The sequence below is a fragment of the Myxococcus qinghaiensis genome (assembly GCF_024198215.1).
In the GTDB taxonomy this organism is placed as follows: domain Bacteria; phylum Myxococcota; class Myxococcia; order Myxococcales; family Myxococcaceae; genus Myxococcus; species Myxococcus qinghaiensis.
Map to the genome: position 1 here is coordinate 257,634 of NZ_JAKCFA010000006.1, position 16,522 is coordinate 274,155.

The window sequence follows — 16,522 nt, forward strand, 5'->3', positions numbered from 1 at the left end:
AATTACAAAGCGCCTACTAGAGTGGGTCAGGTCGCACTCCCCGCTCGAGAGGTGTTCCATGAGAAGCGTCGTACTCAGCGTCGCCGTGGCGGTCCTGGCGGCGTGTGGTCCCGCCCCCGAAGAGACGTCCTCCCAGGAACTCGGCGCTCAGCGCTCCGCGGTCAGCATCACCGTGGAGAACCAGATTGTCACCCGCCTGCCGAGCGCCTCGGGAGCCACGCTCGGGTACTCCGAGTACCTGCCTCCGGGCTATCTGACGTCGCCCACGCAACGCTATCCGACCATCATCCACCTCAACGGCATGGGGGAGCTGGGTCAGGCGACGACGGAGGCGCAGCTGTACGACATCACCACGAGGCACGGCGCGCTCGCCAACATCCGCGCGAGCGCTACGTGGAAGACGTACTTCGGCACGAAGCAGGTGATGGTCTTCACGCCGCAGAGCCTGGACAACTACTCGCCGACGGAGCTGCGTCCGTTCGTGCAGTTCATCGTCGCCAACTACCGGGTGGACCCCACGCGCGTGTACCTGACGGGCCTGAGCATGGGCGGCTGGGGGACGTGGCGGTACGCGAACCTGTACGGCGCCGAGCTCGCGGCCATCGCCCCGTTCGCCACCAACATCGGTGCGCCGGGCCCCACCATCACCGCCCTCAAGGACGTGCCCATCTGGGCGTCGAGCAGCTACGGCGAAGTCCTCGCGCAGCAGTCCTGGCTGACCGGCTACACCAAGAACTACGACGTGTCGCAGATGGTCAGCGTCACCAGCAGCACACAGAAGCTGACGTACCTGTTCGACAAGACGACGAAGCAGTGGACGTCGCAGACGGGCGCCGTGAGCACGGGGTCAGCCGTGGCCCGGCTCATCGTGATTCCCGGCTCGGCGCACACCGGCTGGTCGGAGTCCTACAGCACGCAGGCGTTCTGGGACTGGATGCTGGCGCAGCAGCGCGGCGGGACGCCGCCCACGCAGTACACGCTGACCGTCAACAGCGGCTCGGGTGACGGCCAGTACACCAGCGGCACGCAGGTCACCATCACCGCGGATGCGCCCGCGTCCGGCTACGTGTTCGACCAGTGGACCGGCGCCACGGTGGCGAGCAGCACGTCCGCGACGACGACCTTGACGATGCCCGCGGCGGCCACCACCGTCACCGCCACCTACCGCGTGTCCACGCCGGGCCTGCCCATCACCACCGAGAACCAGCTCGTCGGCCGGCTGACGAGCGCCACTGGAGCCCCGTACGCCTATGCGGAGTACCTGCCCCCGGGCTACCTGACGTCTCCGACGACGACCTATCCCGTGGTGCTCCAGCTCCACGACTCCGGCGAGGCGGGCACCACGAGCACCGAGGCCCAGTTGGTGGAAGTGGTGTCGCGCTACGGTCCGCTCAAGCTCATCCGCGACAACCCCACGTGGAAGACGTACTTCGGCACCCAGCAGGCCATGGTCTTCGCGCCGCGCGCCTCCTCGAACTGGAACGTCACGCAGCTCGACGCGCTGGTCGACTTCATCATCGCCAACTACCGCGTGGACCCGTCGCGCATCTACGTCACGGGCCGCGTCCTGGGCGGCTCCGGCGCGTGGAACTATGGCTACAGCCACGGCAACCGCATCGCGGCGCTCGCACCCGTGGGCGCGAACCTGGGCGCTCCCGGCCCCGGGCTCACCCAACTGGTCAATGTCCCCGTGTGGATGGTGGACTCCTGGCAGACGGCCGACGCATGGACGGCCCAGCACTCCTGGCTGCGCGGCCTGACCAAGGCGTACGGCTGGGACCAGTACCTGACCTTCGCCGCGCCCGCCGCGACGCTCACGTACGTGTTCACCTCCACCAACGACACCTGGTCCACCCAGTCGGGAGCCTATGCCGCGGGGACCTCGCCCCTGCGCTTCACCGTGCACCCGCAGGGCACCGACTTCGGCACGCCCACGTACGAGAACGTCGCCTTCTGGGACTGGATGTTCGCCCAGCAGCGCCCGTAACCGGACTCAAGGCCGTCGCCCCGGAGTGACAAGACAGGCCGGAGTGTCTCCTCCGCGCCTGGCTCTCCCTCGGGAGCGACGGCCCCCACGACCTCAGCCACGCACTCACTCGGAGGGGGTCTCGGCCGCCACGGTGTGCCACCGGTCATCGTGAATCCAGCCGATGGTCCGGTCCGCGAGCGACCACACACCATCCTGGGCGCCGCGCAGTCCGGTGAAGCGCAGCGAGCCCGCCTTCGCGATGGCCAGGCGCTTGAGCTTGTCGCCGACCACGTGGTCGATGCCGCCCAGGTGCGCCGCGTAGACGTGGCCCTGGTACGTCGCGATGCCGTAGTACTCGCGCTCGGTGTCTGGAGGCCGGATGACGCGCCAGTCGTCGCCGCTTCCCAACAGGACGGCGCCCTCATTACCGCAGAGGGCATAGCCATCCTTCATCGTGCACACGCCGTTGAAGCCCGTCTCCAGGGGAAGCGAGATGCGGCGCCAACGCTTTCCATCGAAGTGCGCCAGGTGCCCCTCGGAGGTGACGGCCATGAAGTCGTCTTGGCCGTGGCCCGCGAGGTCCTCGAGGGTGACGTCCTCTCCGTCGATGGTGAGCTGAGGCAGCGTGCTGAAACGCGCCTTGCCCAGCACGTAGGCCTGCCCCACCGAGCCCACGCAGACGACGTCGTTCCCCAGGACGCGGAGCCGGCGCAGCGGCCCGAGGTCCTCGACGGCCGCGTTCTTGAACACCTTGCGAGACGCCTTCAGCGCATCCCGAGTCCGAGGCGTCTTCCAATCGAAACGAATCACCGTCCCGTTCTCTCCGAGGACGTAGGCGAGTCCCGCCTCGGTGGCATCCACGGAGAGGACCGCCTCACCGGACACCCCGAACTCCAGCCACGCGCCGTCCCTGCGCACGCCGATGCGATTGCCCGGGTTGTCGTAGTCATCCCCCACCGTGCAGGCGGCGATGACCACCCCAGGGAGGGGGCTCAGTCCCTCCTGGATATAGGCGTCGCGCAGGAACTCCGCATCCGTCAGCTCACTTGGCTTCTTCACGGCGTGCTCATTTCCTGGGGCGCATCCGGAACGCGACGAACGAGGCCACGTCGGGGAAGGCGAAGTACGGGTTCTTCTGGCGCACGTCTCCCAACGGAGCCACCGGCACGTCCGCGTAGTCGTGCCCCGGCCACAGTCGCGTCGAGTCAGGGACCTTGAGCAGCACCTGCGACAGCGAGCGGTACATCGCCTCCGGGTCTCCCCCGCTCATGTCGCACCGGCCGCAGCCGTTGATGAACAGCGTGTCCCCAGACACGAGCGAGTCACCCGCCAGCAGGCAGTGCGAGCCCGGAGTGTGTCCCGGCGTGTGCAACGCCTGGAACACCTCGGCGCCCACGGGCACGGAGTCACCAGGGCCCAGCGGGCGCAGCGCGTCCTTCAGCTCACGCAGCTCCGCGGAGAACTCCACCTCCGCGCGCTGCGCGTAGACGGGCACGTCATGCCGCGACAGCAAATCCGGCAGTCCGTTGATGTGGTCGAAGTGGCAGTGCGAGACGAACGCTCCCGCGAGCCGCTTGCCGTCCTCCGCCACCGCGCGCTCAATCGCATCGACGTCCCACGCCGGGTCCACCACCACGACGTCGGGCGAGTCGGCCGCGCCCACCAGGTAGACGAAGTTGTCCATGGGCCCCAGCTTGAGCTGGCGCACGTAGGGAATCCGCATCTCTCACACCTCCCAGGAAGACTCTAGCGCTTGAGACTTGATGCCACGGCCTCTTCCCTCTTGAATGGGCGTCTTTTCCTCGGAGGTCCACACCCCGTGAAGCGCTCTCTGCCGTTGCTCGTCTGCACCCTCCTCGCCGGCTCGAGCGTCGTCGCCAAGGAACGGTCCACCTTCAAATACACGGCGCCCGTGGATGGTGAGCGGCCCGTCGTGGTTGACGCCGTCATCGCGCCCCAGGGCAGCGACTTCGCCATGCGGCTGCGGTTCGACAAGGAGCCCTGGGGCGAGGCGTGCAAGAGCCGCTGCGCCAACGCCACGCTGCTGATCGACACGGACAACAGCAAGCAGACCGGACTGCGGCTGGCGCAAGGCGCTCCGGGCAACGGCGCGGACCTGGCCGTCATCATCCAGGGCGTGCGCGACTACGCGTCGGAGGGTGGAAGTGCCCAGACGTGGCTGCGCGTGAAGGTGCGGCTGCTCGGCAGCGAGGCGAGCACCATCGATGACGGTGAGCTCCTGGCCGAGCTGAGCCACAAGCACGACACCGACCGCATCCAGTCCGACGGCAAGACGGTCTACCTGCTCATCGACACCACCCACGCCTCCATCCCCTCCGCGCGCAAGGCGCGGGTCATCTACCAGCCTCCCGGTGGCAAGCCCCTCCAGGCCAACATCCCCGGCATGATTGGCGGCGGTGGCGGCAAGGGCGTGCGCATCTTCAAGGATGGCAACTGGGGCAAGGCGCCCAAGGCCACGCCCTGACCGCGCGCGGCAGGCAGAAGAATCAGCGGCGCTGAGCTGGCGCACCGGGCCTCCGGCGCGCCGCGTCGGAGCCCAGGCAAGGGAGCAGGCGCACCCTGCCCCACCCGCCAGGTGTCCTCCGACAGGCAACCCGGCGTCGCGTCCTACCCGCACCCACCGTCCCGCCCACAGGTGAGTCCTACAGGCCCTGGCCCTCGGAATTCCGCAGGGTTACAGGGATGTTTCACTCGGACGCAGAACTGGACGTGCATTCAGGTAGGATGCTCCCGAGGATGCGCAACCCCCCGAATTCGTTCCAATTGTCAGGGGGCCATGGTAGTCCCGCCGCTTTGTTACAGAACACGGAACGTGGAATCCGTGTTCGGGAATCGGGTCACCGATCCGAGATTCGATGGCGCGGAGTGCGCAAGTCACGCACCGCGTTCGGGTACGAGACGTTCTCACCTGGGTTTGAAGAGCATGCGCGCAGAAGCCGAAAAGAAGACGCCGAAGAAGCAGGGAGGCGCGGGTGGCGGGGGTGGAGCCTCGGGCTCGGCGGGTGGTGGTGACGGGTATGTCCCCGCCTCCCTCGCTGACGAGGCGCGTCGCCGGTACATCAACTACGCCCTGTCGGTCATCACCTCGCGCGCCCTGCCGGACGTGCGCGACGGCCTCAAGCCCGTACAGCGCCGCATCCTGTACGGCATGTGGAACGACCTGAACCTGTCGTTCGACACGAAGTACCAGAAGTGCGCACAGGTGGTCGGCGCCATCATGGGTCGCTACCACCCGCACGGCGACGCCTCCATCTACGACGCGCTCGTGCGCATGGCGCAGGACTTCTCCCTGCGCTACCCGCTGGTGGACGGCCACGGCAACTTCGGCTCGCTCGACGGCGACTCCGCCGCGGCCTACCGCTACACCGAGTGCCGCCTGGAGAAGCTCGCCACCGAGATGCTCGGTGAGCTGGAGCGCAAGACGGTCGACTTCCGCCCCACCTACGACGGCACGCGCAACGAGCCCATCGTCATCCCCTCGCGGGTGCCGCAGCTGTTGATGAACGGCACCACGGGCATCGCCGTGGGCATGGCCACCAACATCCCGCCCCACCACCTGGGCGAGCTGGTGGACGCGCTGGTGGCGCTCATCGAGAACCCCGCGCTGCTCACCAAGGACCTGCTCAAGTGGATCAAGGGCCCGGACTTCCCCACCGGCGGGCAGATCCTCAACGACAAGAAGGAACTGCGGGACATCTACGAGACGGGCCAGGGCAGCGTCCGCATCCGCGGTGAGTGGGACACCGAGGAGCTCAAGCGCGGCGGCACGCAGATCATCGTCACGTCCATCCCCTACACGGTGAACAAGTCCACCCTCGTCGCCAAGATTGGCGACCTGGTGCGCGAGCGGAAGCTGCCGCTCATCGTCGACGTGCGCGACGAGTCCACCAAGGACGTGCGCATCGTCCTGGAGCTGAAGAAGGACGCCAATCCCGAGCTGGTGATGGCGTACCTCTACAAGCACACGCCCCTGCAGACGACGTTCGGCGTCAACCTGACGTGCCTGGTCCCCAGCGACGACAACCCCGAGGTGGGCACGCCGCGCCGGCTGGACCTCAAGAGCATCCTCCAGTTCTTCCTCGACTTCCGCTTCGGCATCGTCACGCGGCGCTACCAGCACGAGCTGGGTGAGCTGCAGAAGCGCGTCCACCTGCTCGAGGGCTTCGAGAAGGCCTACGACGCGCTGGATGAAATCATCCGCATCATCCGCCAGTCGGAAGGCAAGCAGGACGCCGCCCAGAAGCTGATGAAGCGCTTCCAGTTGGATGAGCTCCAGGTGGACGCCATCCTGGAGATGAAGCTCTACAAGCTCGCCCGCCTTGAAATCCTGGTCGTCCAGAAGGAGCTCAAGGAGAAGCGCGCGGAGATCAAGCGCATCGAGGGCATCCTCAAGGACAAGAAGAAGGTCTGGAGCACCGTCAAGGACGAGCTCGGCGAAATCAAGGGCCAGTACAACGACAAGCGCCGCACCAAGATTGGTGGCGCGGGCTCCGAGGAAGTGGAGTTCAACGCCGACGCGTTCATCGCGGACGAGGATGCCCACGTGGTCCTCACCCGCGACGGGTGGGTCAAGCGCGTGCGCGAGGTGAAGGACCCGTCCTCCACCCGCCTGCGCGAGGGCGACGCCGTCATGGCCGTGCTCGCCGGCAGCCTGAAGGCGAACCTCGTCCTGTTCAGCAACTTCGGCACCGCCTACGTCACCCGCTTCAACGACATCCCCGCCTCCACCGGCTACGGCGACCCGGTCCAGAAGCTGTTCAAGTTCGACGACGGCGAGCGCGTGGTCGCCGCCCTCTCACTCGACACCCGGCTGCCGAGCCCGCAGAAGCTGCTGGGCGTGACGAAGCAGGGCATGGGCATGCGCTTCCTCCTGGAGCCGCACCTGGAGATCTCCACGCGCGCCGGACGTCGCTACGCCAAGACGGGCGAGGGCGATGAGATCATCGGCGTGCAGGCCGTGGGCGAGAAGGACCTGCTCGCGGTGCTCACCAAGAAGACCAACGCCCTGGTGTGCAAGGCGGCGGAGATCAACGAGCTGGCCGGCCCCGGCAAGGGCGTCACCGTCATCAAGGTGGATGAGGGTGACCAGGTGGTGGACTTCCTCGTCACCGCGCCCAACCACAAGGACGCCAAGCTGGATTTCGAGACGCAGAAGGGCCGCAAGCTGCAGCTCGCCCCCGCGAAGTACGGGGTGACGGGCCGCGGCGGCAAGGGCCACGAGATGTCCAAGCGCGACGCGGTGGAGGACGTGGCCCGGCCCGTCGTCTTCATCCCGTTGCCCGAGAAGAAGGACTAGCCAGAGGACGCCATGGCGACGAAGAAGGAAAGCTACACAGGCGCCGACATCCAGGTCCTCGAGGGCCTGGAGCCGGTGCGCAAGCGCCCGGCCATGTACATCGGCGGGACGGACGGCACGGGGTATCACCACCTGTTGTGGGAGATCCTCGACAACTCGGTGGACGAGGTCATCAACGGACACGCCACCACCGTCGAGGTGACGCTCCACAAGGATGGCCGCAGCATCACCGTGGTGGACAACGGGCGAGGCATCCCCGTGGACATCATGCCCAAGCTCAAGAAGCCCGCCGTGGAGGTCATCCTCACGACGCTGCACTCGGGCGGCAAGTTCGAGCAGGGCAACTACATCCACTCGGGCGGTCTGCACGGCGTGGGCAGCTCCGTGGTGAACGCGCTCTCCCGCAAGCTGACGGTGGAGATCAAACGCGACGGCAAGCGCCACATCCAGACGTACGCGCGCGGCAAGCCCACCAGCCCCCTCAAGGCGGACGGCGGCGCGCGCGGCACCGGCACGTCGATAACGTTCGAGCCGGACCCGGAGATCTTCGGCGAGAAGCTGAAGTTCGACGCGGAGCTGGTGCGCGAGCGGCTGGAGGCCAAGAGCTACCTGCACAAGGGGATGACGGTCGTCTGGAAGGACGAGACTTCCAGCCCCTCCACGGCCGTGACGTACAAGCACGACGGCGGCATCGCCGAGTACCTCACCAAGGTGGTGACGGAGCGGCAGAAGCCGCTGGTGCCGGTGGGCAGCAGCACGTTCTACCACTCGCGCGACAACGGGGTGCGGCTGGAGGTGGCGCTGGGCTGGACGGAGGCCACCGACGAGCACATCCGCTCGTACGTCAACGGCGTCCCCACGCCCATGGGCGGCACGCACGAGGCGGGTCTCAAGGGCGCCGTCGTCAAGGCGGTGCGCAACTACATCGAGACGCACGACCTGACGCCCAAGGGCGTGACGCTCACCGCGGAGGACATCCGCGAGGGAATCACGTCGATTCTGTCCGTCTACGTGGTGGAGCCCCAGTTCCAGGGCCAGACGAAGTCGCGCCTCAACAACCCCGAGGTGGCGGCGCAGGTGGACGGCGTGCTGCGCCCGGCGCTGGAGAAGTGGCTCAACGACAACAAGAGCATCGCCGAGGCCGTCATCGCCCGCATCATCCTGGCGGCCCGCGCTCGCGAGGCCAGCCGCGCCGCGTCCCAGGCCGTCAGCCGCAAGACGGCCGTCAGCCACCGGCTCAACCTGCCGGGCAAGCTGGCGGACTGCTCGTCCACGGACCCGAACCTGAGCGAGCTGTTCCTCGTGGAAGGTGACTCGGCAGGTGGCTCCGCCAAGCAGGGCCGCGACAGGCGCACCCAGGCCATCCTCCCCTTGCGGGGCAAGGTGCTCAACGCGGAGCAGGCGTCCACCGACAAGGTGGCGGGCAACAAGGAGCTCCAGGACATCGTCAGCGCCCTGGGCTGCGGCATCGGCGCGGACTTCGACATCACCAAGCTGCGCTACGGCCGCGTCTTCCTGCTGATGGACGCCGACAGCGACGGCCACCACATCGCCACGCTGCTGCTGACGTTCTTCTACCGGCACCTGCGCCCGCTCATCGAGAGCGGCGCCATCCACATCGCCCAGCCTCCCCTGTTCCGCGTGGACATCGGCAAGGAGACGTACTGGGCGCTGGACGAGGCGGACCGGGACAGAATCATCCGCGAGAAGGTCAAGGGCAACGCCAAGCCCAACATCATGCGCTTCAAGGGCCTCGGTGAGATGACCGCCGACGAGCTCAAGGAGACGACGTTGGACCAGAAAAACCGGATGAGCCTGCGAGTCACCATCGACAACCCCATCGAGACGGACCGCGTCATCAATGACTTGATGGGCAAGGACGTGAGCGCCCGCTTCAAGTTCATCATGGAGCGAGCGGGCGAGGTCGAAGCGCTGGACGTCTAGCCATCGGTCATCCTGCCGAGGGTCCCCCCTGCCCCGGACTGCCCCCGGGGCGGAGGCGGGGGACCGTGACGGGGCTCCCTCTGCTCGGCTAGATTCCCCGGCGTGAATACGTTCCGCCGAATCGCCCTGCTTCTCACCCTGCTGCTGGCCTTCCTTCCCGCTCACGCCCAGACGACGCGCAAGAAGTCCGCGCGCAAGAAGGCCGTGCCCACCAAGTCGGTGAAGAAGAAGAAGCCGGTGCGCGATGTGAAGAAGGCGCCCGTCGTCGAGGACACGGACTCCGCGGACACCAGTGACGTGGCCTCCCCGGAGCCCATGGTCTTCGGAGATTCCGACGCCGCGTCGCCCGACTCCGACAAGCCCTCCGCGCCCCCCGTGAAGCCCGCGCCCCCCACGGTGGCCACGCCCGTCGCGCCGCCGCCTCCGAGCACGGGAGCGCCGGAGAAGCCCTCCACGAGGCCGTCGCTGGCGTCCACTCCCGCCGCGTCCACGGGCCCCGTGGCGCTGTTCTCCGTGGCTCGCTCGTCGGCCGCTGCCGCGGCGGCGCTCAAGCTGGAGACGGAACTGACGCGACACCTGCGGCGCGGGGGTGATGTGCAGTTCGTGGACCTGGGCACGGCCTTCCCGCCTCCGGAGCCGATGCCGCTGACCAAGGCCGACGGCCTGTTCGAGGAGGGCCGGGCCGCCTACGACAACCTGGACCCGGAGGTCGCCGAGGCGAAGTTCCGCTCCGCGGCCGAGGCGTATGAGAAGTCCCCCGGCGAGCTGCGGCCGGAGCGGCTGGGCGAGGCGTTCCTGTTCCTCGGCGCGTCCCGGATGCTCAACGGCGACACGGCGGGCGCGAAGGAGTCCTTCCTGCGCTCCGTCGTCGCAGAGCCCTCCACCCGCCCGGACAAGGCCCTCTTCGGCCAGGATGTGCAGAAGGCCTTCGAGGAGGCCCGCGCCGAGGCGAGCACGCGTCCCAGCGGCACCCTCATCGTGGACTCCCAGCCCGCGGGCGCCCAGGTGCGGGTGCGCGGCCAGGACGTCGGCGTGACGCCGCTCAAGGGCATCTCCGTCCCCGCCGGCCACCACGCGGTGGTGGTGTCGTCTCCGGGCTACACGTCCTTCGCCCAGTACACGGAGGTGAAGGCCAGCGGGAGCGCCGAGGTGAAGGCGACGCTGGAGGCCGGGCCGGGCCTGTCCGCCATCCGCGAGGCCTCCGTGCGCGCCGGATCCAAGGAGGCCTTCGACAGCGAGACGCTTCCCGCCGAGACGGGCGCCATCGCCGAGCGCCTGGACGCTCGCTACCTGGTGCTGGCCGCGGTGTCCCAGGACAAGAAGGGCCGCCTCCAGGCGGAACTCCAAGTCTGGGACGTGCGCACCCAGGCGCGGCTGCGCGGCGTGGAGATCGACCTGTCCGGCAAGGACCGCGAGAAGGGCCCCGAGGCGGCGGCCCAGCAGGTCCGCGACTTCATCAACGGCGCCATGTCGCCCCGCGTCGCGGAGAGCACCGGCTCCGGCATGTCCCTGCTGAAGCGGCCCTGGTTCTGGGCTGTCGTCGGCGGAGCGGCGGCGGTGACGGCGGGCGCCGTCTTCGTGGCGACCCAGGACAAGGGCCGGCCCTTCAATCCCATCACCGGAGGAACAGGCTTCTGAGCCACGGGTTGAATGACGGATCGCCCGCTCGCGTCGCTCGTTTCTGAGGTTACCCCATGAGAGCCCTCGTCCTCGCCCTGCTTCCCTCGCTCGCCCTGGCGGCTGCCCCCGCCCCGGCTCGGCGCGTCACCAGCCTCCTCGTCCCCATGGACCCGGCCTCCGAGGCCAATGCCGTCCAGATGGAGGGCTACATGAACGAGGCCCTGGGGAACTTCGCGGGCTTCACCGTGCGCAAGCCCGAGGAGCTCTTCGGGCTGCCGGGAGACCCCGCCGCCCAGTCCGCGCTGGAGCGCGCCCGCAAGGGCTACTCGGAGAGCGCCGCCGCCTTCGACAAGAAGGAGTACGACGAGGCGGAGGCGAAGGTGCGCGCCACCCTCAAGGAACTCAACGGCGCGCCGTCGTCCATGCGCGGCTGCTCGCCCCTGTGCGAGTCGCTGGCGCTGTACGCGGCGCTGCTGCACCTGCGCGGCGACGTGGAGGAGGCGAAGCTGGTCCTCATCGACCTCATCGCCGTGTCGCCCACCTTCGAGCTGAACCCCAAGCGCTTCAGCCGGGAGTTCATCTCCCTGCGCGTGCAGGTGGCCACCGGCCGCACGTCCCTGCTTCGCGGCAGCGCCACGGTGAAGTCGCGGCCCTCCGGCGCGCGCGTCTACGTGGATGGGGAGATGGCCGGCTACACGCCGGTGACGATTCCCACGCTGGCGGTGGGCAAGCATCTGTTGCGCATCGAACGTCCGGGCTTCCGTCAGTACGGGCAGCTGATGGAGGTGACGCCGGATGACGTGGAGGTGAGCACGGAGCTGGTGCCCACGGCCTCGTACAAGGCCTACGACGCGCAGCTGGACCGCGTGGCCAGCGAAGTCTCGCGCGGCATCGCCCAGGCCAACGGCGTGGCGGGGCTGGGCAAGTCGCTGGGCCTGGAGCGCGCCATGGTGGGCACCGTGAAGGCCTCGGGCGAGGGCAACGAGCTCATCCTCGGCTACTACGACTTGCGCAACGGCAAGAAGCTGGGAGGCCGCCGCGTGGTGCTCCAGGGCGACGAGTTCGGTCAGCTCAAGGCGGAGATGGAGCGCATGGTGAATCAGATGGTGAACACCAGCGACGGCGGCGCGGAGAAGGTGGTGCGCAGCTCGGATCCGCTCGACAACCGGGGCGGCACCGAGGACTGGGGCGCCGAGGACCGGGGAGGACGCACCCGCTCCGAGGAGAAGAAGAAGAAGAAAGCGGATGATCCGCTCGACGGGGTGTCCGGAACCGAGGACTGGTGACACGCGGCGCTTGTCCCCGGGCGGGCGCGGCCTAGAGTCCTGGCGCGTATGCGCCTGCTCGCCCTCCTGCCGCTGCTCTCGTCGCTCGCGCTCGCTCAAACGAGCACCATCGTCCAGGCCCCCGTCCCCACGCGGGGGATGACGCTGCCGCCCACCGGCGCGGCGCTGGTGGACGAGGCCACTTCCCTCTCGCTCAACCCGGCGGGCCTGGGCTTCGTCAACGCCGGGCAGCTCTTCTACCTGCACGAGCGCAACCTGGAGCGCGACAGCGTCGCGGACGGCGTCTTCCTCGGCGCGAACCTGGGAGGCCTGGGCCTGGGCGGCGCGATGGAGTGGATTCGCGGACGCCACGAGCCGCACTACCGCCGCACCTCGCTGGGCCTGTCGCTGGGCTCGCCCACGCTGCGGCTCGGTGCCTCGTGGCACGGCTTCAGCTCCAGCGACGACGACATCGACGCGCTGGATACGTTCGACGTGGGCCTCACCGCCCGCCCCCTGCGCGCCCTGTCGCTGGCGGCGGTGGTGAAGGACCTCAACGCGCCCACGGAAGGCGCCCTTGAAATCAAGCGCGGCTACGACTTCGGCCTGGGCCTGCGCCCGTTCGGCGAGCGCTTCACGCTGGGCGTGGACTGGCTCTTCTCCGAGGGGGCGTTCCGCGAAGGCCAGGCGACGTACACCCTCCAGGCGGAGGTGATTCCGGGCGTGCGGCTGGGCGGCGGCGTGTCGCACGGCTTCGTCAGCGGCGTGCCCCTGGCGCTCCAACTGGCGGCGACGGTGGACACGGGCCACCTCGGCGTCACGTACGCTGCAGGCGGCGGCGAGGACGGCACGGACCACGTCATCGGCGTGCGCCTGTCCTCGGAGAACTATCGCTCGCTGCGTCCGCCCGGCGGCGTGGTGACGATGCTGGACCTCAACGACGTGCTGGCCGGCGGAGGCAGTCCGCTGCTGGCGGTGCTCGGCGTGAGCGAGGCGGACCCGTTCCTGCGGCTGTCGCGCTGGCTGGACCTGGCCGCGAAGGACGAGCGGCTGTCGGGCGTGGTGCTGAAGATGGAGGGCCTGCCCGGAGTGGACTGGGGCAAGGCGGAGGAGCTGCGGCAGGCGGTGCTGCGGCTGCGCGCGTCCGGCAAGCGGGTGATGGCGGTGCTGCTGTCGGTGGACGACATGGGCTACTTCGTGGCGACGGCGGCGGAGCGCATCTACGCGATGCCGGAGTCCATGCTGAGCATCAATGGCCTGGCGGCGCACCTGCAGACGTTCGGCGGGACGATGGACAAGCTCGGGGTGAAGTGGGACGTGGCGCGCGTGGGCAAGTACAAGACGGCGCCCGAGCAGCTCACCCTCAGCGAGCCGAGCGACGCCTCTCGCGAGGCGGTGGGCGCGTACCTGGACAACGAGGTGAGCTGGTACGAGCGCGCGGTGACGGAGTCGCGCAAGGTGCCGGTGGAGAAGCTGCACGAGCTGTGGACCGCGGGCCTTCCCACGCCGAAGCGGGCCCTGGAGCTGGGCTTCCTGGATGGCCTCATCCACCCCTCGGAGCTGGACGGGAAGGTGCGGGAGCTGGTGCCGCGGGGCCGCTTCAGCGCGGCGTACTCGCCCCGCGACGAGCGCGAGGGCCGCTGGGGCCAGCGCCGCCGCATCGCCGTGGTGCCGGTGCTGGGCACCATCGCCGGAGGCACCAGCCGCGAGGATCCGCTGGGCTTCAGCCGCATCGCCGGCGCGGAGACGGTGGTGCGCGCGCTGGAGTCGGCGAAGTCGGACCCGTCCGTCGTCGCCATCGTCCTGCGCGTGGACTCGGGCGGTGGCGAGGTGCTGGCCTCGTACATCATGTATCAGGCGGTGCTGGACGCGGCGAAGGAGAAGCCCGTCATCGCCTCCATGGGCGACGCGGCGGCGTCCGGCGGCTACTACGCCGCCATGGGCGCCACGGAGCTGCTGGCGCTGCCCACGACGATTACCGGCAGCATCGGCGTCTTCTACATCAAGCCCGCGCTGCAGGGCCTCCTGGGCGACAAGCTGGGCATGAACCAGGAGACGCTGAGCCGCTCGCCCATGGCAGACGTCTTCGGCACCTGGGAGCCCTGGACACCGGAGCAGCAGACCGCCGTGCAGCAGTGGGTGGACGCGTCCTACGACATGTTCATCACCGAGGTGGCCAAGGCGCGCAAGAAGGACAAGGCGGACATCGACGCGATTGCCCGGGGCCGCGTGTGGAGCGGCACGGACGCGCTCGCGCGGGGATTGGTGGACCGGCTGGGCGGCCTGCATGACGCGGTGGAGTCCGCTCGCAAACACGCGGGCGTCGCGCCCTCCGAGGAGCTGGACCTGGTGCTGATGGGCGAGGCGCGCGGCTTCTTCTCCGGCCTGGGCGGGGAGCCGGGCGTGCGAGCGGCGCTCGCCCTGCTCCCAGCGCCCGCCGAGCCCTTCCCGGCGGCGCTGAGCCACCTCGCGCGCGAGGCCGGGGTGAACCTGGAGCTGTTGCGCCCGGGGATGAAGGCGATGATGCCCTTCACCCTCACCGTTCGCTGAAGACGTGTTGGCGGGAGGGAGGTCCGCCCGCCAACACCCCCTAGAAAAAACGGGAGCGCGCCGGGCGTCCTCTGTTAGTGTTCCTCATGCACACTGGTCGGCCTTCGGGCCGCCAGGGTGTTCCAGGGACCGGCGGTTCGGCCTTCCGTGTCTCAGGGCCCCGCGCCCGGCTCCCTGTCCCACAGCCTGAGTCACCCTGCGTCCCCCCGCCCTCCCCTCGGGATGGCCCGTGTGGGGCGCACACGGTCTGGAAACCTCATGAGCGAAAACTCCGATAACCGCGACCCACGTGATACCCCGCCGCCGCCAGCGGTTGCCCGCCCCGTCCCTCCTCCCGAAGCGGACGACGATGGCGGCGATGACGGCGACGACGAGGGTGGAGACGAGGGGGATGGCCAAGGCGGTGGCGCCTCGGCCAGCGGTGGTCCCGGCGGCCAGCCCGGTCAACCCGGGGGACGCCGTCGTCGTCGGCGCCGTCGTCGTCGTGGCGCGCAGGTGCTCTTCACGCCGGAGGGTCAGGCGTACCGGATGCAGCCGGGCCCGGACGGGCAGCAGGTCCAGGTCTTCCTGACGCCCCAGGAGCTGGAGCAGCACAAGCAGCGCCAGGCCCAGCAGCAACAGCAGCCGGGTCCGCAGCAGCCCCAGCAGGGGCCGCAGCAGGGCGGCCATGGTGGCGGTCAGCAGCATCAGCGCCAGCACCACGGCGGTCAGCAGGCCCAGGCGGCGCAGCAGTCCAACCTGTCGCCCGTGGAGGGCGTGCTGGACACGGAGGCCAAGGGGCCCAACGCGTTCCTGCGGCAGGTGAAGAAGAACCTCCTGGCGGCGCCGGATGACCCGGAGCTGCCCAAGAACCTGGTGCAGAAGCTGCGGCTGCGACAGGGCCAGTACCTGACGGCCTTCGCGCAGATGCGCGGCCACAAGGGCATCATCCAGAAGGTCGACACGGTGGATGGCCGCCCGCTGGAAGGCGCCCCCCGGCTGCCGCACTTCGCGGACCTGACGTCGGTGGACCCCACCGAGCGGCTCAAGCTGGAGAGCGGCCACAAGGAGATGGTGACGCGGGTGTTGGACCTCGTGTCGCCCATCGGCAAGGGCCAGCGCGCGCTCATCGTCGCCCCGCCGAAGACGGGCAAGACGATCATGCTCCAGCGCATCGCCCAGGCCGTCATCTCCAATCATCCGGAGGCGCACGTCATGGTGCTGCTCATCGACGAGCGGCCCGAGGAAGTGACGGACATGCGCCGCAGCATCAAGGCGGAGGTCGTCGCCTCCAGCTCGGACCGGCCCACCGCGGACCACCTCAAGGTGGCGGAGCTGGCGCTGGAGCGCGCCCGCCGGCTGGTGGAGAACGGGAAGGACGTGGTCATCCTCCTGGACTCGATTACGCGTCTGGCGCGCGCCTACAACAAGGAGATCGACAACTCCGGCCGCACCATGTCCGGCGGCGTGGACAGCCGCGCGCTGGAGCGCCCCAAGCGCATCTTCGGCGCCGCGCGCGCCACGGAGGAGGCGGGCTCGCTGACCATCATCGGCACGGCGCTCATCGACACCGGCAGCCGCATGGACGAGGTCATCTTCGAGGAGTTCAAGGGCACCGGTAACTCCGAAGTCACGCTTGACCGCCTCCTCGCGGAGAAGCGCGTCTTCCCGGCGGTGAACATCGCCCAGTCCGGCACGCGCAAGGAGGAGAAGCTCTTCACCCAGCGCGAGTACGAGAAGGTGAAGAAGCTGCGGCAGATGCTCCACGCGGTGAAGCCCGTGGAGGCCATGGAAGCGCTCGTCAAGCGGCTCTCCCGCTACACCTACAACGACGAGTTCCTGGACGAGCTCTAAGGCGAGCTCCGAGCAGGTTCGCGG

10 protein-coding genes are annotated in these 16,522 nt (G+C 69.0%); 8 read left to right on the forward strand and 2 right to left on the reverse strand.

Annotation, left to right across the window (positions count from 1 at the left end; genetic code table 11):
• Positions 1–58: 58 nt before the first annotated feature.
• Positions 59–1,987 carry an InlB B-repeat-containing protein gene (locus LZ199_RS13150; protein ID WP_253994019.1) on the forward strand — a complete coding sequence of 643 codons (1,929 nt, stop codon included), beginning with the start codon at positions 59–61 and terminating at the stop codon, positions 1,985–1,987.
• Between the two features lie 105 nt (positions 1,988–2,092).
• On the opposite strand, the gene LZ199_RS13155 is transcribed toward LZ199_RS13150, so the two are convergent.
• Together LZ199_RS13155 and LZ199_RS13160 are read right to left on the reverse strand one after the other, a co-directional pair.
• Entirely contained in the window at positions 2,093–3,028 is a 936-nt protein-coding gene (locus LZ199_RS13155; protein WP_253994020.1) for a hypothetical protein, read from the reverse strand.
• A gap of 7 nt (positions 3,029–3,035) precedes the next feature.
• On the reverse strand, positions 3,036–3,692 hold the full coding sequence (locus tag LZ199_RS13160) for an MBL fold metallo-hydrolase (RefSeq protein ID WP_253994021.1): 657 nt from the start codon (positions 3,690–3,692) through the stop codon (positions 3,036–3,038).
• A gap of 96 nt (positions 3,693–3,788) precedes the next feature.
• Between LZ199_RS13160 and LZ199_RS13165 the strand changes: the two genes are divergently transcribed.
• From LZ199_RS13165 to rho, 7 genes are all read left to right on the forward strand, one after another.
• A complete protein-coding gene (locus LZ199_RS13165) occupies positions 3,789–4,454 on the forward strand; it encodes a hypothetical protein (RefSeq protein ID WP_253994022.1) in 666 nt (221 codons plus the stop codon).
• 459 nt (positions 4,455–4,913) lie between these two features.
• Positions 4,914–7,286 carry a DNA gyrase/topoisomerase IV subunit A gene (locus tag LZ199_RS13170; protein WP_253994023.1) on the forward strand — a complete coding sequence of 791 codons (2,373 nt, stop codon included), beginning with the start codon at positions 4,914–4,916 and terminating at the stop codon, positions 7,284–7,286.
• A gap of 12 nt (positions 7,287–7,298) precedes the next feature.
• Complete coding sequence (locus tag LZ199_RS13175) at positions 7,299–9,230, forward strand: DNA gyrase/topoisomerase IV subunit B (protein WP_253994024.1); 1,932 nt, start codon at positions 7,299–7,301, stop codon at positions 9,228–9,230.
• Positions 9,231–9,332: 102 nt separating this feature from the next.
• A complete protein-coding gene (locus LZ199_RS13180; protein WP_253994025.1) occupies positions 9,333–10,868 on the forward strand; it encodes a PEGA domain-containing protein in 1,536 nt (511 codons plus the stop codon).
• A 56-nt stretch (positions 10,869–10,924) separates the two neighbouring features.
• Positions 10,925–12,136, forward strand: a complete 1,212-nt coding sequence (locus tag LZ199_RS13185; protein ID WP_253994026.1) for a PEGA domain-containing protein — start codon at positions 10,925–10,927, stop codon at positions 12,134–12,136.
• Between the two features lie 48 nt (positions 12,137–12,184).
• Complete coding sequence (gene sppA, locus LZ199_RS13190; protein ID WP_253994027.1) at positions 12,185–14,665, forward strand: signal peptide peptidase SppA; 2,481 nt, start codon at positions 12,185–12,187, stop codon at positions 14,663–14,665.
• Positions 14,666–14,923: 258 nt separating this feature from the next.
• Positions 14,924–16,498 carry a transcription termination factor Rho gene (gene rho / locus LZ199_RS13195; RefSeq protein WP_267145146.1) on the forward strand — a complete coding sequence of 525 codons (1,575 nt, stop codon included), beginning with the start codon at positions 14,924–14,926 and terminating at the stop codon, positions 16,496–16,498.
• The last annotated feature ends 24 nt before the right edge of the window (positions 16,499–16,522 follow it).

Coding starts and splice junctions, on each gene's coding strand:
- LZ199_RS13150 (WP_253994019.1), top strand. CDS start 59: ATGAGAAGCGTCGTACTCAGCGTCGCCGTGGCGGTCCTGGCGGCGTGT.
- LZ199_RS13160 (WP_253994021.1), bottom strand. CDS start 3,692: ATGCGGATTCCCTACGTGCGCCAGCTCAAGCTGGGGCCCATGGACAAC.
- LZ199_RS13170 (WP_253994023.1), top strand. CDS start 4,914: ATGCGCGCAGAAGCCGAAAAGAAGACGCCGAAGAAGCAGGGAGGCGCG.
- LZ199_RS13175 (WP_253994024.1), top strand. CDS start 7,299: ATGGCGACGAAGAAGGAAAGCTACACAGGCGCCGACATCCAGGTCCTC.
- LZ199_RS13185 (WP_253994026.1), top strand. CDS start 10,925: ATGAGAGCCCTCGTCCTCGCCCTGCTTCCCTCGCTCGCCCTGGCGGCT.
- sppA (WP_253994027.1), top strand. CDS start 12,185: ATGCGCCTGCTCGCCCTCCTGCCGCTGCTCTCGTCGCTCGCGCTCGCT.
- rho (WP_267145146.1), top strand. CDS start 14,924: ATGAGCGAAAACTCCGATAACCGCGACCCACGTGATACCCCGCCGCCG.